The sequence below is a fragment of the Morganella sp. BCCO 40_0007 genome (assembly GCF_032989665.1).
GTDB classification, from domain to species: Bacteria; Pseudomonadota; Gammaproteobacteria; order Enterobacterales; family Enterobacteriaceae; genus Morganella; species Morganella sibonii.
In genome coordinates this window covers 116,998-140,611 of sequence record NZ_JAVBIN010000002.1, presented here as the reverse complement: position 1 = coordinate 140,611, position 23,614 = coordinate 116,998, and the positions used below count along the sequence as shown (strand labels likewise).

The 23,614-nt window shown below is 45.9% G+C and carries 25 protein-coding genes and 1 tRNA gene; 11 read left to right on the top strand and 15 right to left on the bottom strand.

Annotation, left to right across the window (positions count from 1 at the left end; genetic code table 11):
* Window positions 1-13 precede the first annotated feature (13 nt).
* A complete protein-coding gene (gene sulA / locus R5268_RS02735) occupies window positions 14-520 on the bottom strand; it encodes an SOS-induced cell division inhibitor SulA (RefSeq protein WP_046893877.1) in 507 nt (168 codons plus the stop codon).
* Window positions 521-744: 224 nt separating this feature from the next.
* Between sulA and R5268_RS02730 the strand changes: the two genes are divergently transcribed.
* Window positions 745-1,356, top strand: a complete 612-nt coding sequence (locus R5268_RS02730) for a TfoX/Sxy family DNA transformation protein (protein ID WP_218455296.1) — start codon at window positions 745-747, stop codon at window positions 1,354-1,356.
* 44 nt (window positions 1,357-1,400) lie between these two features.
* Here the strand turns inward: R5268_RS02730 and yccS are convergent, their stop codons facing one another.
* A complete protein-coding gene (gene yccS / locus R5268_RS02725) occupies window positions 1,401-3,617 on the bottom strand; it encodes a YccS family putative transporter (RefSeq protein WP_317418725.1) in 2,217 nt (738 codons plus the stop codon).
* A gap of 155 nt (window positions 3,618-3,772) precedes the next feature.
* Between yccS and helD the strand changes: the two genes are divergently transcribed.
* The gene (gene helD / locus R5268_RS02720) at window positions 3,773-5,827 is read left to right on the top strand and encodes a DNA helicase IV (RefSeq protein ID WP_317418726.1); all 2,055 of its coding nucleotides are present in this window, start codon (window positions 3,773-3,775) and stop codon (window positions 5,825-5,827) included.
* A gap of 44 nt (window positions 5,828-5,871) precedes the next feature.
* Here helD and R5268_RS02715 read toward each other — a convergent pair whose 3' ends face one another.
* A complete protein-coding gene (locus R5268_RS02715) occupies window positions 5,872-6,330 on the bottom strand; it encodes a methylglyoxal synthase (protein WP_046892717.1) in 459 nt (152 codons plus the stop codon).
* A gap of 131 nt (window positions 6,331-6,461) precedes the next feature.
* Between R5268_RS02715 and R5268_RS02710 the strand changes: the two genes are divergently transcribed.
* Window positions 6,462-6,875, top strand: coding sequence for a CoA-binding protein (locus tag R5268_RS02710; protein WP_107678261.1), 414 nt, complete (start codon window positions 6,462-6,464; stop codon window positions 6,873-6,875).
* 45 nt (window positions 6,876-6,920) lie between these two features.
* Here R5268_RS02710 and hspQ read toward each other — a convergent pair whose 3' ends face one another.
* Complete coding sequence (gene hspQ / locus R5268_RS02705; protein ID WP_004235876.1) at window positions 6,921-7,241, bottom strand: heat shock protein HspQ; 321 nt, start codon at window positions 7,239-7,241, stop codon at window positions 6,921-6,923.
* A gap of 201 nt (window positions 7,242-7,442) precedes the next feature.
* Here hspQ and R5268_RS02700 point away from each other — a divergent pair, with 201 nt between their 5' ends.
* The gene (locus R5268_RS02700) at window positions 7,443-7,721 is read left to right on the top strand and encodes an acylphosphatase (protein WP_107678262.1); all 279 of its coding nucleotides are present in this window, start codon (window positions 7,443-7,445) and stop codon (window positions 7,719-7,721) included.
* 7 nt (window positions 7,722-7,728) lie between these two features.
* Here the strand turns inward: R5268_RS02700 and R5268_RS02695 are convergent, their stop codons facing one another.
* Window positions 7,729-8,058 carry a TusE/DsrC/DsvC family sulfur relay protein gene (locus R5268_RS02695; protein ID WP_046892641.1) on the bottom strand — a complete coding sequence of 110 codons (330 nt, stop codon included), beginning with the start codon at window positions 8,056-8,058 and terminating at the stop codon, window positions 7,729-7,731.
* A 191-nt stretch (window positions 8,059-8,249) separates the two neighbouring features.
* Here R5268_RS02695 and R5268_RS02690 point away from each other — a divergent pair.
* Window positions 8,250-8,337 (top strand) — tRNA-Ser (locus R5268_RS02690).
* Window positions 8,338-8,525: 188 nt separating this feature from the next.
* On the opposite strand, the gene R5268_RS02685 is transcribed toward R5268_RS02690, so the two are convergent.
* From R5268_RS02685 to R5268_RS02650, 8 genes are all read right to left on the bottom strand, one after another.
* Entirely contained in the window at window positions 8,526-9,236 is a 711-nt protein-coding gene (locus tag R5268_RS02685) for a fimbrial protein (RefSeq protein WP_218455300.1), read from the bottom strand.
* Window positions 9,237-9,517: 281 nt separating this feature from the next.
* Complete coding sequence (locus R5268_RS02680) at window positions 9,518-12,049, bottom strand: fimbria/pilus outer membrane usher protein (RefSeq protein WP_317418727.1); 2,532 nt, start codon at window positions 12,047-12,049, stop codon at window positions 9,518-9,520.
* Window positions 12,050-12,091: 42 nt separating this feature from the next.
* Window positions 12,092-12,769 carry a molecular chaperone gene (locus R5268_RS02675; protein ID WP_317418728.1) on the bottom strand — a complete coding sequence of 226 codons (678 nt, stop codon included), beginning with the start codon at window positions 12,767-12,769 and terminating at the stop codon, window positions 12,092-12,094.
* A 54-nt stretch (window positions 12,770-12,823) separates the two neighbouring features.
* Entirely contained in the window at window positions 12,824-13,360 is a 537-nt protein-coding gene (locus R5268_RS02670) for a fimbrial protein (protein WP_052926143.1), read from the bottom strand.
* A 673-nt stretch (window positions 13,361-14,033) separates the two neighbouring features.
* Entirely contained in the window at window positions 14,034-15,221 is a 1,188-nt protein-coding gene (locus tag R5268_RS02665; RefSeq protein ID WP_247719175.1) for a hypothetical protein, read from the bottom strand.
* Between the two features lie 87 nt (window positions 15,222-15,308).
* Window positions 15,309-15,998, bottom strand: a complete 690-nt coding sequence (locus R5268_RS02660; protein WP_247715631.1) for an outer membrane lipoprotein-sorting protein — start codon at window positions 15,996-15,998, stop codon at window positions 15,309-15,311.
* Window positions 15,999-16,131: 133 nt separating this feature from the next.
* Window positions 16,132-17,517 carry an ABC transporter permease gene (locus R5268_RS02655; RefSeq protein WP_107678268.1) on the bottom strand — a complete coding sequence of 462 codons (1,386 nt, stop codon included), beginning with the start codon at window positions 17,515-17,517 and terminating at the stop codon, window positions 16,132-16,134.
* Window positions 17,517-18,206, bottom strand: coding sequence for an ABC transporter ATP-binding protein (locus R5268_RS02650; protein ID WP_107678269.1), 690 nt, complete (start codon window positions 18,204-18,206; stop codon window positions 17,517-17,519). The genes R5268_RS02655 and R5268_RS02650 overlap by 1 nt, the downstream gene beginning before the upstream one ends.
* Window positions 18,207-18,712: 506 nt before the next feature.
* Between R5268_RS02650 and R5268_RS02645 the strand changes: the two genes are divergently transcribed.
* From R5268_RS02645 to R5268_RS02635, 3 genes are all read left to right on the top strand, one after another.
* Window positions 18,713-19,408, top strand: a complete 696-nt coding sequence (locus R5268_RS02645) for a DUF554 domain-containing protein (protein ID WP_046892633.1) — start codon at window positions 18,713-18,715, stop codon at window positions 19,406-19,408.
* A 233-nt stretch (window positions 19,409-19,641) separates the two neighbouring features.
* Window positions 19,642-20,574, top strand: a complete 933-nt coding sequence (locus tag R5268_RS02640; protein ID WP_046892632.1) for a nucleoside recognition domain-containing protein — start codon at window positions 19,642-19,644, stop codon at window positions 20,572-20,574.
* Window positions 20,575-20,591: 17 nt separating this feature from the next.
* Complete coding sequence (locus R5268_RS02635) at window positions 20,592-20,873, top strand: GNAT family N-acetyltransferase (RefSeq protein ID WP_052926140.1); 282 nt, start codon at window positions 20,592-20,594, stop codon at window positions 20,871-20,873.
* A gap of 51 nt (window positions 20,874-20,924) precedes the next feature.
* On the opposite strand, the gene R5268_RS02630 is transcribed toward R5268_RS02635, so the two are convergent.
* Together R5268_RS02630 and R5268_RS02625 are read right to left on the bottom strand one after the other, a co-directional pair.
* Window positions 20,925-21,266, bottom strand: a complete 342-nt coding sequence (locus tag R5268_RS02630; protein ID WP_317418730.1) for a DUF1869 domain-containing protein — start codon at window positions 21,264-21,266, stop codon at window positions 20,925-20,927.
* 7 nt (window positions 21,267-21,273) lie between these two features.
* Window positions 21,274-21,606 carry a DUF1971 domain-containing protein gene (locus R5268_RS02625; RefSeq protein WP_107678273.1) on the bottom strand — a complete coding sequence of 111 codons (333 nt, stop codon included), beginning with the start codon at window positions 21,604-21,606 and terminating at the stop codon, window positions 21,274-21,276.
* A gap of 136 nt (window positions 21,607-21,742) precedes the next feature.
* On the opposite strand from R5268_RS02625, the gene R5268_RS02620 reads away from it, so the two are divergent.
* The 3 genes from R5268_RS02620 (at window position 21,743) to fimA (ending at window position 23,586) form a co-directional block, all read left to right on the top strand.
* On the top strand, window positions 21,743-21,961 hold the full coding sequence (locus R5268_RS02620) for a hypothetical protein (RefSeq protein WP_317418731.1): 219 nt from the start codon (window positions 21,743-21,745) through the stop codon (window positions 21,959-21,961).
* A gap of 638 nt (window positions 21,962-22,599) precedes the next feature.
* Window positions 22,600-22,920, top strand: coding sequence for a helix-turn-helix domain-containing protein (locus R5268_RS02615; protein ID WP_052926138.1), 321 nt, complete (start codon window positions 22,600-22,602; stop codon window positions 22,918-22,920).
* 105 nt (window positions 22,921-23,025) lie between these two features.
* On the top strand, window positions 23,026-23,586 hold the full coding sequence (gene fimA, locus R5268_RS02610; protein WP_317418732.1) for a type 1 fimbrial major subunit FimA: 561 nt from the start codon (window positions 23,026-23,028) through the stop codon (window positions 23,584-23,586).
* The last annotated feature ends 28 nt before the right edge of the window (window positions 23,587-23,614 follow it).

Sequence of the window (23,614 nt, the reverse complement as noted above, 5' to 3'; positions counted from 1 at the left end):
TTCTTAATTTTCCTCAATGATAAGGGAAAGAATGAATTTGTAAGGTATTCAGTTGTCGTGCGACAGGGGTATTCGCATGATGCCATTCCCGGGGACGCATAATAAAGCCGAGACAACTGCCCTGTTCCGCAGCGCGCTGTAACCGGATATTTTCCTGCTCAGTCAGCACCGGCAGCCAGCCCAGAACCACACTGTAATTACCGCTGGCCAGTGCTTTCTCCATTGCGGCAACACTGTTGATTTCCTGAATACGGGACAACTGCATTACTTTATCACCCGGCAGATGGTTCTGGGATAACCAGCTGCGGTTAAGTTTTGCCCCCGGTGAGAGCCATAACAGCCAGCGGGATTCCCCGGCAAGCTGACGTAATAAAGGAAGCAGAATATGAGTCAGAACGATATCATTATTGCGATAAACCAGTTCGCTGACCATTCCGTCCTGACGGCTTTCCCCCGCAGGAGCGGGTGACACGGATGCCGGTGTTACAGGGAAGTATTCCCGGGTTGCCTGCTGGCGCATAGTTAACCTCACATAGTGATACTGTATATGTATACAGTATAATCCAATTTCGCTCAGATCAAGTAAATTTTTTCCATACAACTCGCAAAATTCAGGTTTGCCGGACACAAATACGAATTTATCGTTGGCAATCGGGGAAACATTCCTTATTTTGTGGCGACAGCTGAGCTCAGTCAGGGAATGACACAACGATACGTTTAACCTGCTTTCAAAGGACTGATAATATGAAGGATTATTTGAAATTGTCAGATGTTCAGTTTGATCGTCTTCAACACAGCACACAACCGTTCGGCCGTATACGTCTGAAATCACAATTCGGGTGTATGGGATTATCCATCGACCGGGTCACTTTCGCGCTGATAGCCAACAGCCAGCTCTGGCTGAAAAGTACAGAAGCCACCCGGGAATTATTCTGCCGGCTGGATCTGAGCGACCGGTTCACTTATCCCAAGCGGATCCTGCCGATGCGGATTAATTATTACCGTGTACCGGATGCGGTATGGCAGTGTCCCCAGCAGTGTGAGTTCCTTTTTTACCAGACCTACCTGCATGCCCGGGCGCATGCACAGTCACGGCAGCAGTTGCCGTCACGGATTAAAGATCTGCCTAATGTGGACAGGGCCCTGGAACGCCGCTTGTGGCAGGCGGGTATCCGCCGGGTGGATGATCTCTATCTGCTGGGGGCCAAAGCCAGTTTCCTGAAGGTCAAAGCCCGGCCGCAGAATGAGCTGAAATTACTGTTCGCCATCGCGGGGGCGATTGAGGGGTGTCACAGTGCAGTATTGCCGAAGGCACTGCGTGAGGATCTTATCCACTGGCACGGCAGGCTGAATTAACCGGTATGGCCATCCCGGGGAATGTTACCGTCCCCGGGCCGGGATTATCCGTTCTGCGTATCATCCGCCGCAATGTTTTTTTTGCGGCGGAACCGTCCGGTGGCCGGCGGCAGAGCTTGCTCTTTGTCATTTATCTGCCGGATAAGCCCGGTAATGTCCGGTGTCAGACCGAGTAACAGACGGATTTGTTCCAGTACCAACTGCTCGGTACTGTGGTTATCACCGGTACATTTATCCAGACGCTGTGCCAGTGCATCCGCAATCGCCTGAATCCGCAACTCTTCCCGGTGTCCTTTTTGCAGAGCTGTCTCGATATAACGGATGGCGTCGTTCAGCAGACGCAGAATAGTGTCATCCGTGAGTTTGGTCCGGTGGGCACCGAGAGCGGAAATATAACTGAGCAGCGTATGGTTCAGGCAGAGCAGGCGGAATGCTTCATCCTGTGATGTGCGGTAGCTGCTCGGCTCTGAGGATATATTGGCCACAACAGAGGCAAATTCCCCGTCGCTGATATGCGCATCGCGGCGGGCAACCCGGTATTCCAGGCTGTCACTTTTGCCGTTGTAATACTGTTGCAGTATTTGTTCCAGATAGCGGCCGTTTGCCTGCATGGTACGGTCAATGACCAGCGGGAGCTGACGGTATTTCCAGTCCGGCCAGATATAACTGACCGCAAACCAGGCGAGCCCGCAACCGATTATGGTATCAATAATGCGGTGAATCGCGATATCAAACCCCTCGCCCAGCAGGTTGAAACTGAACAGCACCAGCAGGGTGATAAATATCGTTGCCTGGGCATACTGACTGGTACGGAACACAAAGAACATCAGTCCGGACAGTACCATCAGAATAAGCTGTCCTTCATAAGAAGGCACAAAATACATGACCGGCAGGCCGATCAGTATCCCCGCCAGTGTCCCGGTGATACGCAGCATCAGGCGGCGTCGTGTGGCGCTGTAGTTAGGCTGGCAGACAAACAGACTGGTCAGCATAATCCAATAACCGCGGGTTAAATCAAAGGTCAGAATGATAGCGTAACCGGCACACAGCAGCAGTGACATCCGGATGGCGTGGCGGAACAGGGCTGAACGCGGTGTCAGGTTCTGCCGGACACGTGCCCAGATATCACGCAGTCCCTGTAAGTTTTCGTTGGACAGCCGGGCATCTTCCTGCATCTTTTCAGCCGGCAACTGAGTCTGCTCCGCAGTCAGACCTTTCAGCTGGGAATCGACCCCGCGCAGGTTGGTCAGCAGATGGCGCAGTGCCATGACACTGCTGTTGCCGGGTTTTTGCTGTTCCAGCAGATTCAGGGAGTTTTCCAGATAAGAGAACGTCCGTTCAAAGCGCGGATTATGATGATATTTTCGGCGCTGCAAAATGGCCTGTGCCACCGCGGCGCAGGCATGTCCCTGCATTGTCATCAGCCGCTGGAAACGGAACATGATATCGCTGTAGCGCAGTTCGTTACTTAAATTCTGATACTGGATATGGGATGAACTCGCCCGCTCATGAATATCCTGGGCGACAAAGTAATAATGAAGCGCATGGCGGGTACTGCGCTGCCCGCGATCGCCTTTGAGACGGGAGAACAGCGTGGTTTTCGCCTGATGCATGGCGTCGGTCAGCGCACTGTTTGCCATGGCCAGTTCAAAAACAGATTGCTGATAATCTTCTTCGATATCCGGATCAAACAGGTTGGCTTTTGCCTCCAGATAGCCGGAGAGCTGCATATAATAGCGGGCAAGGTTATCCTGAAGGGGGCGGACAGGAAAAAACAGATGCCCGGTCAGGGTCAGCAGGTTGTACCAGACCGCCCCTGTCAGCAGTAACAGCGGTTGCTGATACCAGTCATCAAACAGGTTTTTTCCCAGCATCGTGTAAATGGCGATCAGCAGTGCCCCGAAAGCAATGGTGGCGTAACGCTGACCGAGCGCTCCCAGCAGAATAAACCCGCTGGTTGATACGGCCAGCCCGGCCATAAACAGGAGATGGTGGTCATACAGCAGTTCAATTGACGCAGAGGCGACAAAGAAAGAGATCAGCGTGATAAACAGATTACGCAGGCGTCCGGCAAGCCGGTCATCGAGGTCTGTCAGTGCGGCGGCCACCATCCCGAGCGTCAGGGCGATAGTGACTTTCGGCGGCATGTGCAGCAGCCACGGCACCAGAGTGGTACCGGTCAGCGCAATCAGAATGCGGAAATAGTAAAGAAAATTACTGTTATAAATATACCGGCTGAAGCCGGAAAACGCTGCAAGCACAATAACCTCAATGAGTCAGAATACCCTTAACGGGAATTTGGCAGTAAACTAATGACATCTTTACTGTAATATGGCAATGGTATGGCGCTGGCATACGTTTTACCACATCTGGTTTTATCACATATTGATTTCAATCTTGTAACGGTGCGGAACACATGGAATTAAAATCAACACAAATGGGGCAGACACTGGCCCGGCATCCTTACAACCGCGTGCGGTTACTCAACGCAGGTATCGAAGTCAGCGGGGCAAAACACCGGTATGTTATTCCTTTCAATGAGTTAATCAATATCCAATGTAAACGCGGCATTGTCTGGGGTGAACTGGAGTTTGAACTGCCGGATGAGCAGGTTGTGCGTCTGCATGGTACTCAGTGGCAGGAAACTCAGGCGTTTTATCAGTATGTTACTGATATCTGGTCGCGCTGGAGTGACGAAATGAGTGTGGTCAGCGCAGGCGTGCTGGATAAACAGGTCAGTGAAATTAACGCGGTTATTCAGGCCGATCGCTGGCTGACACAGCCGGAAAGTCAGAAACTGCATGACAGTATTCTGCGTACCTTTGCGGCACTGCCGCTGCCCCGTGCCCGTCTGACCGGTTTTGATAACTGCGCGCCGTCATATCAGTTTTGTCTGGACTGGCTCACTCATACAGATGAAAAACGCCGTCAGCGTAACCGGGAATGGACAGAACAATGCCTCGAAACGTATGCGGATTTCTTTGCCAATATTGAATCCTCCCCGCTGAATACCTCGCAGTGTGAGGCGGTGGTCAACGGTGAACCATCCGTGCTGGTGCTGGCCGGAGCAGGGAGCGGCAAAACATCGGTGCTGGTGGCGCGGGCGGGCTGGCTGCTGCGCCGTCAGCAGGCGTTACCGGAACAGATCCTGATGCTGGCTTTCGGGCGGCAGGCGGCGGATGAAATGAATGAGCGTATTCAGCGCTGTCTGCATACGGAAGATATCCGCAGCAAAACGTTTCATGCTCTGGCGCTGCATATTATCCGCGAGGCATCCAATAAATCGCCGGTGATCAGTGAGCTGGAAAGCGATACGGCTGCCCGTCATGAACTGATTAAATCGGTCTGGCAGACTCAGTGCCGTGAGAAAAAAGCGCAGGCAAAAGGCTGGTGTGAACTTATCACCGGCAGTATGAACTGGCGGGTGGATGAGGGCGAATACTGGGAAGATGACAGCCTGTGCCGCCGCATCGTGCCGAGAATTGATCGCTGGCTGAGCCTGATGCGCATGAACGGCGGCAGCCAGAAAGTGATGATTGAATCCGCACCGCCGGATATCGCTGCGGAATTCACAAAGCAAATCAAACTGATGGCTCCGTTTTTAAAAGCCTGGAAAACGGCTCTGAAAGAAGAGGGAGCGACAGACTTCTCCGGGCTTATCCATCAGGCGGTGAATCTGATTGAGAAAGGGCGGTTTATTTCGCCGTGGAAAGCAGTGCTGGTGGATGAATTCCAGGATATCTCTCCGCTGCGGGCAAAACTGATCCACGCGTTGCGGGCCCAGAATCCGCAAACCACATTATTTGCTGTCGGTGATGACTGGCAGGCGATTTACCGTTTCAGTGGCGCGGAACTGACGCTGACCACCGATTTCAGTGCTGTTTTCGGCGATGGCGGCCGGTGTGCGCTGGATACCACATACCGGTTTAACAGCCGTATCGGTGAAATCGCCAACGGCTTTATTCAGTGCAATCCGCAACAACTGAATAAACCGCTTAACAGCCTGACGAAAGGGGATAAGAAAGCCGTTCTGTTACTGCCGGACAATCAGCTGGAGGCACTGCTGAATAAAATGAGCGGCTATGTGACAGAAGCGGAAACGATCCTGATTCTGGCACGTTATCACCATCTGAAACCGGATATTCTGTCGCTGGCCGCAACCCGCTGGCCGCATCTTACTATCCGCTTTATGACTATACATGCCTCAAAAGGGCAGCAGGCGGATTATGTCATTATTACCGGGCTGACGGATGAACGGGACGGTTTCCCCGCAGCTGCGCGGGAATCGGTGATTGAACAGGGACTGCTGCCGCGGGAAGAGGAATTTATGCACGCCGAGGAGCGCCGCCTGATGTATGTGGCACTGACACGGGCGAAAAAACAGGTCTGGCTGCTGTATGACAAAGACTCGCCGTCCTGTTTTGCGGAAGAACTGGCGGATATGGGTGTCAGCCGGGTGAAAAAGCCCTGAACGGGGAAGATGCGGCGGGGGAGGTTCACCGCCGCCACACGCGGTTACTGAGTCCGCTCACTTAAATAGCGGTTGTAATCCGGAATAACAATATCCACATCATTATCGAAATCCGGTGAGTGAATAATAAAATCGGCGGTGGACATATTGGTCGCCACCGGGATATTCCAGACGGTCGCCAGACGCAGCAGGGCTTTTACATCCGGATCATGCGGTACCGCATTGAGCGGATCCCAGAAGAAAATCAGCACATCAATTTTCCCTTCCGCAATCATTGACCCTATCTGCTGATCCCCGCCCATCGGGCCGCTCAGCATACCGGTGATTTCAAGTCCTGTTTCGCGGCTGATAAGCTTGCCGGTCGTACCGGTGGCGAACAGTTCGTGGCTCTCTAATTTAGCCTGATTGCGCTTAACCCAGTCCAGTAATTTGGATTTATAGTGATCGTGTGCCACAAGGGCGATTTTTTTATGCCTGGTCAGTACTCGGGTGGTTGATTCCATAACGCTCTCTTTTCCGGCGAATAAAATGTTATTCAATAACATAAGCGAAAAAAAAGGTTCCGCCAACAGGTGATTTTCAATTCAGTATGCTATAACTCAGATTGTTGTGCAGGATGACAAAAGAGGCTTATATGAATGACGCATTTCTGACCGGTATTCTTCAGCAGGTAAAAACGATTGCCGTGGCCGGTGCGAGTGATAAACCGGACCGCCCTGTTTATCATGTGATGGAATATCTGCTGGGGCAGGGATACCGGGTAATTCCGGTGAATCCGAAACTGGCGGGAAAAACGCTGATAGGTCAGCTGGTCTATGCCACGCTGGCTGATATTCCGGAGCCGGTGGATATGGTGGATGTTTTTCGTAACGCAGATGCGGCGCCGGGTATTGCAGAGGAAGCGATCGCGGTGAAAGCAAAAGTGCTGTGGCTGCAGCAGGGAATCGTCAGCAGTGAGGCGAAAACACTGGCGGAAAACGCCGGGCTGCTGTTTGTTGAGGATCGTTGTCCGAAAATTGAGATCCCGCGTCTGGGGCTGGAAAAATAAGCAAAAATAAAGCCCCGGCATGTGAGTGGCGGGGCTCTTCGTGTATTAATTGCGCAACCGGGGAGACTGTAACTGGTTGCGGATGGACTCAGCCAGCTCATCCATAGTGATGTTATCAGGGTGGTCTTCATCCATCTCATAAGTGATCTGGGCTTCTGCCAGATAGCTATGGATAGGTTCACCGTTATCGTCTTCCATCACGACGTGGTACCAGGGCGCAGAGCGCAGGTTCATATTGGATGCGATATCGTCCTCTTCCGGCTGATCCAGTGAGTATTCAGCATCAATATCAACAATCACGCCCAGGTAGCCAAGCAGCTTATGGCGGACTTGTTGTCCGATACCGAACTTACTTGAAATCATCATAATCACCTCCGAAGAAACTTGCTCTGTTACTAATATGGGGGGTACTGATGACAGATTCAATCCCTTAACAGATTGTTGTTTCCTATCACTGCAATCAGCAACAGCTGACAATTTCAGGTTATCGGGGTGCAGGGAAAATTACAACCGGCGGACAGCGATACAGATTAAAATAGTGCTATTTTCAGAAAAAGGAGCGATATCATGAAGACAGGACGACATTTTACCGTATACGGACGCGTTCAGGGCGTGGGTTTTCGCTATCAAACGTTTTATTGGGCAAAACGCCACGATGTGACCGGTTTTGTCCGTAACCGTCAGGACGGCAGCGTGGAAATTGAAGCGTATGGCGATGAAAGTGTGCTTGACGCGATGACCGCGTGGCTGGAGGCAGGCGGGCCGCCGGGGGCGAAAGTCACGGATATTATCGCAACCCCCTGTGATTACAGGGAAGTTGCAGTATTCCGTGTCCGCCACGAATAAACGGCGGTCAGATACACTTCACCGGTTTCGGCAGTCCGGCCAGTTTTGTCGCCTGTTTGGCGGGGCCTTTCGGAAACAGGCGGTACAGATAACGGCTGTTCCCGCGCTCCTCGCCATACTTCTGTGTGATCGCTTTTACCAGCATACGGATAGCCGGTGAGGTATTAAATTCCAGATAAAAATCCCGCACAAAGCGGATAACTTCCCAGTGCTGTTCTGTCAGGATAATCTCTTCCTGTTCAGCCAGCAGCGGCACCATCGACTCCTGCCAGTCCTGTACATTGAGTAAATAGCCGTGGGGATCAGTGGCGATTTCACGCCCTTCAAACACAAACATAATCTGAACCTGCTGAAAATGAGAATGAAAATGTAGCAAAAATCTGCGGCTACCCCAAGCACCAGAAGAAAGAAACCGGCGGTTGTGATGATAAAATCAGCTAACACATTGAGAAATGACTAAATTTCCGTCATTCGGACTATCCGGGACTTTACAAGGCGCCGGGAGGAGACTATAGTGCTCGTCATTGCGGAGGGGTGGCCGAGCGGCTTAAGGCAGCGGTCTTGAAAACCGCCGACGGGAAACCGTCCGAGAGTTCGAATCTCTCCTCCTCCGCCATCTCCACTTTCTGTAATCCCCCCCTGAAATCTTTTAATCCCTGATAAATCAAGTCTTACAAGAAAATCGCTTTCTTCTGAACGCTGTTGTTATCTTTCTGTATCTTTATAATCAGCCTGTTATTTTGTCTGTTTCTGTTAACGAACAACGATAATCTGAATATAGCCTTTATTCGCGATGAGGCTGGTTTAATTGAATTTAAGGGTATATTCAACAGATCCTTTAAATGCACCGGGGGTGATATCTCTGGTCAGCTTATAAAGGCGCGCAACCAGCTGAGGCTCAAAATGATTCGTCATATCGCCCAGTTCTGTTTCAGTCTGATGTGTTATTTGCTGTCCGTTACTGAAGAGCATAAATCCTATCCCCGGGTTATCCGATGCGATTATTGATTGTCCGGGATCAGCATAGTCACTGGTACTGTTTAATTTCATCGTTACAGTTTTATTTATCCTGCTGTCTGTGCAGCTCAGTGATAACGTATTATCAGCTGAGAACGAGGTTAATCCTGTATTGGCGGGTAACTCACTGGTATCTATTGCACTGAATTTAAAATAAACATTTTTATTATTGATAACGCAGTTGTCTGCTGGATCAATATTGGCTGACAGCGTCAGTCTCATGACAGTTTCATTGTGGCTGTTTTTTATACTGCCGATTTGTGCAGAGGATAATGATAATGGCCGTGGATTATCTGTTGCTGCATAAATAGTAATCACTGAACCGGGCAACTGCCCCGGTTGTCCGGTAACGGATAATTTTTTACCCTGTGCAGTAAAGCTGACATTTTTATCTGACTGAATTGAGTACGCATATTCATCGTTCAGATAATATGCCGGAACACCATTGATATCTTTAAAGTGGCGCGCCGGTGCATTGCTGCGTGGTTCATTAGCCATTAATATAAAATCACCGGCTTGCGGATTATCACAAACAGATATTTTTTCGCCCTGAAAAATCTGAGTACCCAATACTTTATTTACTGTGATTTTTTCTTCAGTTCGTATCTGTATATGAGCGCTTTTGTCTATATCAGTCTTTGATTTTATATCACATTCATTTGCACTGACCGGTAATGTGAAAAAGAGAATGGCAGGGAAAATACAACAATAAGTCATCTTAAACATGATAATAACCTTCTTATATTCAGAGGTAATGTACGGAGTAAACAGCCGATACGTTACCGGCATGTTTCATCAAAAATATAAAGACCATTCACTTTCTTTTTACTGCTTATGTCATAAGTAAACCGGCACTGATATTGATTTTTATTACCCCAGACTACCTGTATTTCATCTGATTCCGGCGCACCGGATAAATAAACACGACCGTAGTTACTGACATAATACCGTTCCTCACTTCCGTTCAGCGTGGCATATGCACCAAACGGTAATGTATTTCCGGCAGTATCATGCAGAGTGACCAGCATCTTTTGACCAATCTGAGTTGAATAATCCGCCAGAACAATAGCGCCGCGTGTCGGATAAACTTCTTTCAGCGGGGTATCCACTTCTGCATTATCCGGCAGTGAATATTGATTCAGGCGTATGATATTGCTGCGGTACGGAATAAGATTGGGTGTAACCGCCAGACCAAAATAGTTTGTTCGGGCTCCTGATTCATTTTCTGTGGTGATCCCCTGCGCCCCCGGCGTATATATCAGAGCATTTGTTTCCCCCAGCGGACGGGTTGCTGCGATACCATATTCACTCATGATCAGAGAACCGCTGGCGCCGTAACTGTACTGACGGTTATCTTTCTGATATGAGTAGCCGGCATTTAAATCACCGTATGCGTGTTTGTAGGTACCGTATGCGCTGCCATAATTTCCGTGTCCGCGATTACCGTATCCCTGTTGTACATTCCATGACAAACTGCGGTCGTCAAATGCCAGGCCACCAACCCCTGCGTAATTATCTGTATCTCCGTTTTTGTTAGTGGACATACCATAGTTTATCCAGTTTTCTTTATATTTCCCTGTAAGAGGTATACTGATATTCATTGATAATACGTGATCGTTATTTTTATCCCGGATATTATTGTCAGTATAGTTATTTAGTGTGTTTTTATAAAAGGTATAGTTCATATTCAGGCTGAAATAACGGAATGAATTGCTGTATCCTATATTATAGGATTCAACTTTCTGTTCATTATTATCGTAACTATGATACGTCTGATATGAACTGGTTGCACTAATTTGTCCCGCAGATGCCGGTAATTGCTGTGTTAATGTAACATCAAACTGATTTTTCCGGCGCGAATAAGATTGGTTATCCGGTGTATTCCGGCAGAAATCAAACATATCCTGCATAGTGAGATAGTCGCCGCGCATATAGCGATACCCCAGAAATGTAATATTGGTGCCGTATGAATTCAGTCCTTTCGAATAACGGAGGCGGAATGCCTGTCCGTTCAGGGCGCTGGTGTGTTCTGGTGTTGCATGTGTCGCGGTAACATCAGCACTGACTGCGCCTAAATCAGGTATATTAATCCCCGCCCCCATATCATATGCCCGGTAACGGGAGGAAGCCTGAATACCGCCGAATAGCGTAATATTGTCGGTCAGGCCATAAAAAGCATCTGTCTGTAAAAAATGATGCTTATTATTATCTTTATTTTTTTCTGACGGACGATACTGTCCGCCGGTTAAGCTGTATTCGAGGTGTCCTTTGCGCTTAAGAAAATCAAGGACAGAAAACGGAACAATAAAACGCTGAATACTGCCGTCAATTCCTGTCTGTAAAACATCCAGGTTATCACCGTTATTTAACGGGACAACATCAGTAATCTCATAAGGGCCTGCCGGAACATTGGTCCGGTAGATAACCCTGCCGTTCTGGGAAACTTCAATCGCGGAATCAACGGATGCTGTACCGGAAATGGCGGGAGCATAAACGCCGGCATAATCCGGGTACATCTGATTATCAGACCACATCTTTACCCCGCGGAAAGGTATGGCTTCAAATACCTGTGAATCTGAGTAATTATCACCAAATAAAAGGCGGCTTTTGAGTGTCCGTAACGGACGTTCAATATAATTAAGTTGTGTTTCCCAATGCTGACTGCCGTCAGATTCCCTGTTCCATATCCCGTAATTACGGTAGCGCCAGGCACCGGCATTAATCCCGGAACGAAGATTCAGATAAAGCGTATTATCAGTCTGATTATATTTGGTGTTTTTCTGGTTCCGGCCGGATAAATTATAATCAGCAAATCCCGCAGAGATCCCGTCATCCCACCGCTGTTCAATGAGTTTATCCAATATCTGATTATCAAGGGCAATCTGCGGAACTGACACAATAAGCCGGTTTTCAGATGGTATGAAGCGGTATGAGGTGTCAGGGATATTACCCGGGGCATAACACTGTCCGCTGTGATTATCGCTGAGATAGTTATCTGCTTTTATACCGTACTGAATCAACAGAGTATCAGGTAAACAGGGGACTAATTCTTCTGAGTTATCATCTGACGCTGTAAAAACTATGTCCCTGGTGTCGACATAATTGTCATTAATAAAAATATCAACATGGTAAGTTCCCGGCAGGTAAGCGGATTTCCTGAAAGGTGTTAAATCAACAGAAAGGCGTTTACCTGACGGATCGGTCACGAATGCCGGTTCAAAATAATCTTCTGCGTAAACAAGATCTGCGGAAGATAAAAGTGATAACAATATCAGGACAGAAAGGTGGTTGTGTTTGGCAGAAGCTGGCATAACATTATCCCTGTATTCAATATACTCTGTGATTCTCAGGTATCAGATGATGACTGAAAACGTATTTAATTTTCCAAGGTCATCAATTAATATATATTCAAGATTTCCGTTTTTATTATTTCCCGGTAAATCAAGAGATACCTCAGTCTCTGGTTCGATATAACCCGGATTTTTAATGTTTTTATTATTTATTGATATTTTACTAATGTTAATGAAGTATTTTGTCGGGTTTTTTATTTTAAGTGCGTTACCTGATTTTTTTATGATTATTTTTTCGAATGCCTGATTGATTGATTCTCCGGACAGTGATTCCGGTCTGTAAATAATTTTAATCCTGTTGTTTAAAGCAAAACTCAGTGAGTTATTATCAAGATTGCTTTTTTTAACGGAAGGAATAAATTTCACATTAAGCCAGTAAAGCGTTTCTCTGTCCTGAGGTAAGTCTTTCGTGATTACAATACGTAATGCGTTGGATGTGTTTGCATTCAGTTTGAACAGCGGTGGCGTTAATGCAATATCGTCTGTAGGTACTTCAGATTTATCCAGAACCCAGCTTTGAATAAGATAATTATTATCTTCTCTGTTATGCACATTCACGGAGCCTTCGTTACGGCCATTTTCTATAACAACGCGGGTAGAGCCAAGTAAAATACCTGCATATGAAAACTGTGATAATGATATGAAAATCATGATGATTATTAATTTAATGTGTTTCATCATATACCTGCTATTTGTATAAAACAGGGTGAATGAATATTCACCCCGGAATTAACTTTATGAATATGTGATTGTATAAGTCAATGTACCGTCAGCTTTACCTTCTGTGACTTTATTTTCTTTCTGAAGATAATAAGTCATGAATTTAAAAGTAGCGGAACCATCCCGGCCAACTTGTAAATCATAATTATCAGAACCATCTAAATTAAAATAACGGCCGGGATCATTATCACGTTTTAATGCGATACCAACACCGGAGGCAGAACCTGTCTGTTCTTTAAGTGCGAGAACACTTTTATCGCCACCGGCATGTTTTTCACCAATCAAACGTAACTGAGCATTGCCTGAACAGTTAGTTAAAGTCAGGTTAACATCGTTATCACCTTTAACCGCTGTACCGGTGCCGGTAAATTTTGAAACCTCATGACGACCCAGATAAACATTTAAATCTTTGCCGCCATTGACTTCACATGTTGCAGCACCAATAAAACCGGTAAAGTTAATTGTCCCTGTTGATTGTTGTGGTGCAGCCATTGCACCGGATGTTAATAACAGAGCACTCAGAGATGGTAATAATATCTTTGTTAATTTCATATTACATTCCTTTCGTAGTTGATAGTGAAGTTGATAAATACGAAAGCATAATTCTGCTATATAAAAATATATAAACAGAATGCGACAAAATATCCCGGATAAAAATATCTGGCATTGTTTTTAAATAAGTATTTTTAAATAACTATTTTTAATAGCAGAAATATTTAATGTGTACGTATTTATCGTTAGCAATTATAGCGCTGTAAAATGATGTAATGCAATAATAAAAGATTTTGTTTTGGTGTTTGATTCTGATTATTGGCTTTATAGTGGGTGTTTTTATCTGAAAAATGGCATGTAAATGGTGGAAGTATCTACTGATAAGTACTGTGGTGGGTTTATGTCCCGATGGGTGGTGTGCTGTTTTTTTCATGAATACAGAATGCGGGTTTTTTCCTGATTTTAGTATTATATATAAAAATTGATGTGAAATCAGAGATAAAATATCAATAAAACAGAATGTAAATACTACTTTTAAGGGTAGGTGTTTGTACTGAGGTGAAAAATAAATTGATATTATTTTTCATAAAAAACAGACTGATGAAAAAATAATGCATATATCGGGGATATCTGACTTATTTGGGACGGGAAACAAGAACAGTGTGATGATGTTTCTGTTGTCATCACAGACACTGCTCTTATCAGATTAAAGTCCCGGAATCCGTTCCGGGGGTTAAAAATAATAGTTGAGTGATAACTGCCAGCGCTGTTCCGGCGTGATTTCATACCCTTTTTTTTCATTCAGTGAATAGGTTTTCTGCCACTGCAAAGCAACATCTGCCGGTCCCATATGATGGCGGACTTCAGCGAAACCTATATTTTTACTTTTCTGCAAATCCCGTTGCAGGATCAGATTAAGATCATATTGGTCAATGATATCTTTATGATAAGCCTGAAATAATACCGATCGTTTTGATGCCATCACATCCTGCATATTACTGCTCAGGCCGGATTGTGCTATCGCAGCCGGAGGCAGGCGGGAGAGCTTTTGAGATGCCTTTTCATTATCTGCGCTGCCGTCATAATGTCCTTCCAGACGCAGTGTCAGATTACTGTCAGAACTCCAGGTTATACCGGCAGCTGTGCGATTACGCCATTTATCTTCCTGCTGACCGTCCGGTAATGCATTTTGCCATGTCAGCGGCTGCCGCCCGCCGGCCCACTCGGCGTATACCAGTGTTGAGCGGCTGAGGACGCGGGAAATATTCAGGCCGAACTGAGGCGAGCGTCCGGATTCCTGAAAATATAAAATCTGCGGATTAAAATTTTCCCCGAATTTGTAGCTCGCGGATAACAACAAGCGATCCCGCGGGTTACCGGCAGCCCAGTCCGGGCTGAAAGCGGCATTATTTGGCTTATCTCCCAGTTTCGGGGCGATGATAGCGGTGACAGATGCTTTATCCCAGCCTTGCTGGAGGCGTATCATGACGTTACCCAGTCTGTTTGTCCGCAGACTTTCAGGATCAGCGGAAACGACAGAACGTACGGTATTTTTGCCCAGAAAATCAGTCGGGTTATACCCCAGAGCAACCCCGTAGCGGGTATTGATACGACCGGTTTCCACAATGGTATCCGAGGCTGCTTTGTAGCTGATATAGGCTTCACGAAGCGTATTTACATTACCGCTATGGCCCAGCGCGCCGTAAAAGCGGGCATCAGTCCGGTTGGATACGACAACCCTGGCCTTATCTGAAAAGACCGGGGTATCCAGACGCATATCCAGTGACAGGCGCTGAATATTTTTACCTGCTTCATTGATGGTTCCGGCTATTTCAGCCGCCATGGACAGTGTATGGCTTTTGACTTCCTCAAATACCGTATTATCAGCGATTTCCAGTGCCTGAAGGACGGAGTCTTCCATAGCGGCGGCCGGACTGGCCCGTAAAAGGCTATATCCGGCCAGGCAGAATATACCGGCAATTCTGCAAGCAGAGCGGTTCAGCATGAATCAGTTATCCCGGATATGAGGTAAAAAATCACGCTGGAACCAGGATGCAGGAACATCACTCCATTCAAATTGCTGGTTGCGGATCACGGTCACCAGCTGTGAATTAATACCGTCAATAATCACCGCTTCAGTCGGTCTTTCCCCGTCTAATACCGAATCATAACGGCGATAATACGTGGTTTTCAGCAGACTTCCGTTTAAGGCGTAAAATTCGGCTTTATGGCTTTTAAAGCTGGTTTTATCTACCCATAATTCCATGGCAGGATAAGCGGCGTCAGGGTTTGTTGCCGTTAAATGAAGACGGTAGCAGTCACGATCCTGTTTATCACCATCTTTGATGGTTTCCTCCGCGACCAGAGACGCACTGTAATCCGCAGCCCAGTTTGCCGTCACCACATCACCGTTAGAGGCCTGACCCAATAATCTCTGCTGCGGGGAAATAGGAACACTGGCCTTACTGTTAGGATCATACATCCACAGGTCACGCCCGCTTTTTAATGTTAATTTTCCGGCATCACGCTGCGGGCTGATAAAACGTAATAAACTGTGATACTGCCCGCCGTTTTCATCCGGACGCGAATACAGTTTCAGCTCACTTTTTTCATGCTGCTGGCCGTTTTTATAGCTGATCAGCGTTGTCACCAGACTGAACGCGCGGGGCGGATTCCGGACATCGTCACTTTTTTTCAAAATATCCTGAGCATTTGTTTCAGCCATTGCCGGGGCTGTCTCTGATAATATGCATAACGCACACAGCGATATTAACCATGTTTTTTTAACTGTCATTTTTAGTTACGTCCTGTTAGCTGATTTATGATGGCGGTTATATGTATCGTAATGCCTCAACAATTGAGACATTGGCGGCTCTCCGTGACGGCCACCAGGAAGATACGACGGCGGCCACCATCAGTGTTCCCACCACACTGGCTATCATGACGAATTCTCCCCATATTTTTATCCGGACAGGAATCGGCGCTATAACTCCCGGCGGCTGCCATGTCAGGCCGGAAATATTGATAACAGCAGCCACGAGCAGTGCAGAAGCTACACCCGCCACCGAGCCGATAACCCCCAGCAATATTCCTTCATTAAGAAAAAGATTCCGGATATCACGCTGTTTTAACCCGACGGCCCTCAGAGTGCCGATTTCAGTTGTTCTTTCGAGTACGGCCATACTCATGGTATTTCCGATAGTAAACAACGTAATACAGAGAATAATGACGAGCAGAAAATTGAATAACTTTCCGAACATAGCCAGAATCTGGTTATACAGCGGCTGTAACTGCATGAAGTCGAGTATGGCCAGCGGCACATCCGCAGATGTGAGTGCCGGTAATTGCTGTAATCGTTCTCTGGCTTCATCCATCTGATCAGAATGGTTCAGTTGCAGAACAATGGCTGTCACCCCGTGGTCGCCGTTACCGTATAAAAGCTGTTGTGCCTGATTTAAATGCACATTCACATAATTGTCGTCCAGCTCACGGGCTGCCTGCGGCTGAATACCGGTGACTTTCATCCTCACGATATTCGGGGCTCCGCCTGCGGATGCCGCCAGTAACTCGATATATTTTCCGGAATCCGGTTTACGTTCTGACCGGGTATCCTGTACCAGCTGAGCGAGATCATCCGGGAGTGATTCTGCTTCGTTATTCACCCGGCTGTTATCTGCGGATACGGTATCTTCCGGTTCATCCAGTTTCAGCAGGCGGCTTAGTCCCTTTCCTGTTAATCCTGCATCCGGCACTGATTTATCCGGAATATTACGGATATTGATACCTTTACCCAATTGGTATTCATCCCACTGACCTAATATTTTCTGGCTGTCAGACTCTGTTCCGTATATTAAAACCGGTCTTGATGTTCCGGCAGAATAATTACTGGCAATACCATTTATCAGAAGAATGGGCGCACTGATGTTAATCATTTTGCTTAACTCAGGATCAGCCGAAATGGCATCAATAATTTCCTGGTAATTATGAATACTGTATTTTTGAGGATTCGCCATTCCCTCACTGAAATAATCTCTGTGCTGAATCTGAAGATGACCGATATCACGGACAAAGGTTGTTCTCAGGCTGTATTCAATAGAATGATTATAGCCCCCGAATAACAGAATACTGATTGCACCAATAATAATGGCACACAATGTGGAACAGGTCCGCCGCCGGTTACGGAGAAGATTACGCAAAGCAAGTTTGAATGTTTGCATCAGCCGCTGACTCCCGGCTTGCTGGTAACTATTCCGTCACTGATCAGAAAAATATTATCGGCCTGCTCAATGACCATCGGGTCATGAGAGGAAAAAACAACGGATGTTTTATATTCTGTCTGTAACGTTCTCAGTAACTGCAAAACTGACTCGCTTGTTTTACTGTCCAGGTTTGCTGTCGGTTCATCGGCAAGAACCAGTTTCGGCTGATGAATCAGTGCCCGTGCAATTGCCACGCGCTGACGCTGACCGCCGGAAAGCTGGTTGGGCAATGAATTTAATTTACTGTCCATTCCGATACATTCCAGCATATGTGTTACTTCACGGCGGCGTTGTGCTGGTGGCATACGGCGGAGGATCAACGGAATTTCAATGTTTTCATACGCTGTTAATACAGGGATCAGGTTAAAATTCTGAAAAATGAACCCCAGATTTTGCTGTCTGAATGTACTTCTCTGATTATCATTCATATTATTCATTTTTTGTCCGGAGATGATTATTTCTCCGTTATCCGGTGTATCCAGCCCGCCGATAAGATTCAGCAATGTGGTTTTTCCGCTGCCTGATTTTCCGGACAAAACAGTAAAACATTGTGGTGATATATTAATGTTAATATCTCTGAGAGCGGTTTCACGAATTTTCCCCAGGTAATAACTTTTATTAACATCTTTTATTTTTACTGCGTACATTTACAAATATCCCTGTAATATCAAACTGTAAAATTTAATCTGCGATAAGGTATCTCACATTGTAAATACCAAATACTGGAATGTTCTTATAATGAACCGCGTAGCAATACGTAATAATAGTGATAAGGTAAAAATACGATATATAAAATAATATATTGGTATATTTATCTATATGCAGAATTAATTAAATAAACCTGAACAAATGATGTTATAAGCCACCAGGTTCAGCAGATAGCTTTTGAGAAAACCATATATTTGTTTCTGTTATTCAGCCGGAATAGCGTTAAGCGGAAATTATCCGGTCTCCGGTGTCATCCGGGTTTTCCTGCGTGCTATGAAAGCGTAACCGGCATCGGTCAGGCTTACAGGCTGCGGCCTTATGTAACGTGAGAGTCAATACACGATTTTTTTGTTTTGTTGCGCCTGTTTTGCTGACAGGTACACGTACGGTATTGAACCGGTTCCGTATAATAATGAGATTCAAATAAAAACAGCAGGAGTCAGTTTTGGTTACCGGACCTTTTATTAATGCCGCCGCGGTACTGATTGGCGGAATTGCCGGAGCAGGGTTAAGCCACCGGCTGCCGGAACGTATCCGGACATCGATGCCGTCAGTATTCGGGCTGGCATCACTCGGGATTGGGGTTTTACTGATTATCAAATGTGCCAATATGCCGGTGATGGTGTTATCGGTGCTGCTCGGGGCGGTTATCGGTGAGCTGTGTTGTCTGGAAAATAAAATCAATACCGTCGCCGGTAAAGTAAAAATGTGGCTTCCGGCGCGGGGCGGAGCACAGGAAAGTTTTATTGAAAACTATGTGGTGCTGATTTTTCTGTTCTGTGTCAGCGGTACCGGAATTTTCGGGGCGATGCATGAAGGAATGACCGGTGACCCGACCGTGTTATTGACCAAAGCCTTTATGGACTTTTTCACAGCGATGATATTTGCCTGTTCACTGGGTATTGCGGTGTCGGTTATAGCTGCGCCGATGCTGATTATTCAGCTTATGCTGGCGGGCGGAGGCGTATTATTAATGCCGTTTACCACACCGGCAATGATGGCGGATTTCACTGCGGCGGGCGGGGTATTATTAATTGCGACCGGGCTTCGGATCTGCGGTATTAAACTGTTTGCGGTGATTAATCTGCTTCCGGCACTGGTATTGGTGATGCCAATGTCGCTGCTCTGGTCATATTTCTGAATAATGTGATAAATCAGCCGGATCGAAACAGCGGGTAACCGCATACTGTCATACAGGGTTATTATTTGGTCATTCATCCCGCAGGATGACGTCCGGCTGAAAAAAATATCCGAAAATACAGGATTGGATATATTTATCTGCTTTATTTGAGATAATCCGAGAAATTGAATTACTTCTGAAGTATCAGGGTTATAATCCGGAAAACCTATTCCGTTATTTTCTGTATTCATTTCATGGATGTTATCAGTATTATCATTTCAGCGGGTAAAGCATCCGTTGATGTCGCGCTTTATACCTTATTACCGATTATGGTCGTCATGCTGATCATAATGAAATATCTCTCTGTCAGGGGCGTACTCGATGTGATTGTCCGCTGGCTGGCACCGCTGCTTAAACCCTTCGGCTTAACCGGGATGAGTGCATTTGCACTGATCCAGATAAATTTTGTCAGTTTTGCCGCGCCGCTGGCGACACTCGCGATTATGGATAAACGGGGTGTATCTGATCGCCATATGGCCGCAACGCTGGCGATGTGTTTTGCCATGGGGCAGGGGAATGTGTTTTATCCGCTGATGCCGTTCGGCCTGCACTGGACAACCTCTATTATTATTTCGATCGCCGGAGGATTGTGTGCGGCAGCGTTTACCTGGTATGTCACCGGGCGGCGTTTATCGGCGGCAGAGACTGCCGGTTCAGAACCGCTGCCGGATGCGGAGCAGAATAATCAGGGGATTCTGGCAGTGATCAACAGCGCGGGGGCGGATGCTATCCGTCTGGCACTCGGCGCCATTCCGATGCTGATCCTGTCATTATCCATTGTAGGATTAATGCAGGCCGCCGGGGTCATTGAATGGCTGCATCATATTCTGATGCCGGTGCTCAATATTCTGCATATTCCGGACAGCTTTGTTCTGCCTGCTCTGGTGAAATGTGTGGCCGGGGGAACCGCGTATTTCGGGGTGATTTCTGACCTGGTACAACAGGGCGCGGTAACTGCCAACCAGATTAATGCGTCTGCCGGATTACTGATCCAGACATTTGATTTACCGGGCATCGGAATCTTCCTCGGTATCAGTTCGCGGTTTGTCCGTTTATTTCGTTATGTGATCCCGGCAGCACTGATCGGTATTCTCATCCGCTCGGTTTTGCATATAGTATTATTTTAAGCCGGAGGAGATAAGTGATGGATATTCGTGAAGATGAAACCAGTTTTTATATTCTTTCTGAGGACGGCAAACGCCGGATAGCGGAGATTACCTTTGTGTATACCGGGGATAATCTGGCGATTATTGACCATACCATGGTCGATGACAGTCTGCGCGGGCAGAAAGTCGGTAATAAGCTGGTCGCGGCAGTGGTTGAGAAAATGCGCCGTGAAAACCGGAAAATTATTCCGCTTTGTCCGTTTGCCAAAAGTGTATTTGATAAAACCAGAGAGTATGACGATATCCGCCACGCCGGGTAATACGCTCTTCGTGAGGGGAAACCGCTTTCCCCTCACAGAACGGATAAACGCTTACCATCCGCAGATATTGGTTTCTTCATCCATATCATAGCCGCGGATAATATTAATCAGATCTTTGACGATTTGCGCTGCATTTTCCGGGTCGGCCAGCACCGCGGCGGAATCCACGTCTTTATCCACTGAAACACCATTATTGCTATTGGTCATGGTGACCATCAGTGCCGCATCATTAATTTTTTCTTTACCCTCTAATTCACTGACCAGCAATGCAATTTCTTCTGCTGCAATCTCAGGAATATATAATTTTTTCGGATTAAGAAAGCGTTTTTCCGCTGTCAGATGATTACGTTCATTACTCAGTGTTAATAAAAAGCCTTTATTTTCGTCGTTCATGATTGTGTTACTCCTCGGTCAGAATCTCTGGGGCGACATAAAAATCGACATTAAACACAGTATCGTCAGTAGCTGCTTCTATCCGGTGCCAGGTTTCCGGCGGAAAGACACCGAACTGTCCGGCTTCGATCACCAGGGTATCGGCCGGCTCAGGGCTGGTTTCATCCGCATAGGAATAGTAAATAATCGTGCCCTGCATAACAGAGAGTTTAGGGTAAACGCCCTGACGTGTTCCTTTATCGAGATGCCTTTGCCAGATAGACTTCGGTGCTGTTTCTTTGGTCCAGAGCGGAGTGCTCCGGACATGGATGTAGTTTGTCGGGATAATGATGCGATCCATCTGTGCTCTCCTGAAACCAAACAAATGATTAAGATATAATCTTAAAATATTTTTCAAATTTTAAAAGGTATTTTAGATGCAACTTTGATAAAAAGCACAAATTACCCGTTGGCGATAAAAAATCCGGCGGGGAGCTATGTTTGCCAATGTCATGTCCGCCAATGCTATGTCCACCAATGCCATACCTGCCAATACCGTGCCCGTAATACCATACCTGTTAATTACACATGTTGATTACATGGTTATTAGTGTGTTTGCATTCCAGCCCGGGGATGGTGGCACGGGAATAATACATATTAGCGGCGCAGATAAATTTTACGTTGTATTAGTATTATTAATTATTAAAACAATGTGAATCATATTGGTTAATTATTGTGATGCTATTAAGTGAAAAATAAAAAAGTATAAATCTGCGTGATGAGACTTATTCTTAATTAAAATACGATTATATCTGACGCAAAAACAGATATATTACTCAATATCTAATCTCACCCGGACAAAATAACAACAATAAAGGATATAATTACATATTATGAATAAATTGATTAAAAAATATCAGTGTGAATAATATTTTATGTTGCGTATCGGTTATCGCATGGTTTTATTTATCTAATTTAAATCAGGAACAAACAATATTGAAATAATTAATTGTTAATTGCTATTTTTCAGGATGTAAAATCTGTTATCTCTTAAATTTATAGTTTTAACACTTGTAAGCAAATGTTTCAGTTTGTGTTTTGGGTGTTTTTTTAACTATATGATATTAAAAGACTAATTATGGCTTTATTGATTTTAGATAATTATTAGTTATTGGATTAATACAATTCAATAGACAAAAACTATCAGTTGTGGGCATTAAAGGCGTAAATAACTATTGGATTAAAATGTTTGAATCTCAGTATTATTAGTCGCAGGTAAATAAAAAATGCATCATCGCATTTACTAACATGGGTATTTACAGAATTTATATTATCTAAAGCACAAGGTATTTTTATGCAATCATTAGACACTGTGCGATTTTTTGTCGAATATGACGCCAACCGCTATTTGGGGGCTTTGTTACGACTGAGAAGGAAAGAATTAGGTATAAGCGGACAGGAATTATCCGCAACACTCAACATCAGTCAACAGCAAATATCACGTTATGAGAACGGACTGACAAATTTTAACATCGTTATCCTTTTTCGATTTTTTTCTTCACTAAAAATGAGTCCGGAAGAAGTTGTCAGGATATTTAATGAACTGGGATTGTTTTACTCTGATTTGAATATGAGTAAATACCACCGATTAAAAACAAAGGAGGAAGGCCGGTAATATAACAATATGGAGCAAATAATTCTTTTGCAGGCTAAGTCACCTGCCTGTCGTCAATAATAATATTTTAATAGTAAATAAAATTAACAATGAGGAATAAAGCGTATGTTGAATAAACAACGTTTAGTTATGTCTGTGGTTGCTCTCACCGTATTATCAGCAAGTCAGTTCAGCATGGCGGCGACAACGGTTACCGGCGGCACTGTTCACTTTACCGGACGAATTGTGAACGCGGCATGTGCTGTCAGTGCTGACTCTACCGATCAGACGGTCAATATGGGGCAGTACCGCACTGCATTTTTTGATGCCAAGGGGAAAAAATCCGGTGATGTACCGTTTTCTATTAAATTAGAAGACTGTGATACCAGTGTATCAACCAAGGCATCTGTTTCATTTTCCGGATTATCTTCCGCAGATGATCCGACGGCATTGCAGACCAGTAATATCGGCGGAGGTTCAGCCGGGGCCGCCAAAGGTGTTGGTATTCAGATCGCAGACCATCTGGGACAGGTGCTGAAACCGGACGGTTCTGTTTTCTCAACGGCACAAAATTTAGTGGATGGCGTGAGTGTCCTGAATTTTTCCGCAAACTATATTTCAACGCAGGCCTCAGTAACACCGGGCGGCGCGGATGCGGATGCTACTTTCACAATGCAGTACCAATAAAACCGCCTTTTATTGCCGAACCCGTTAG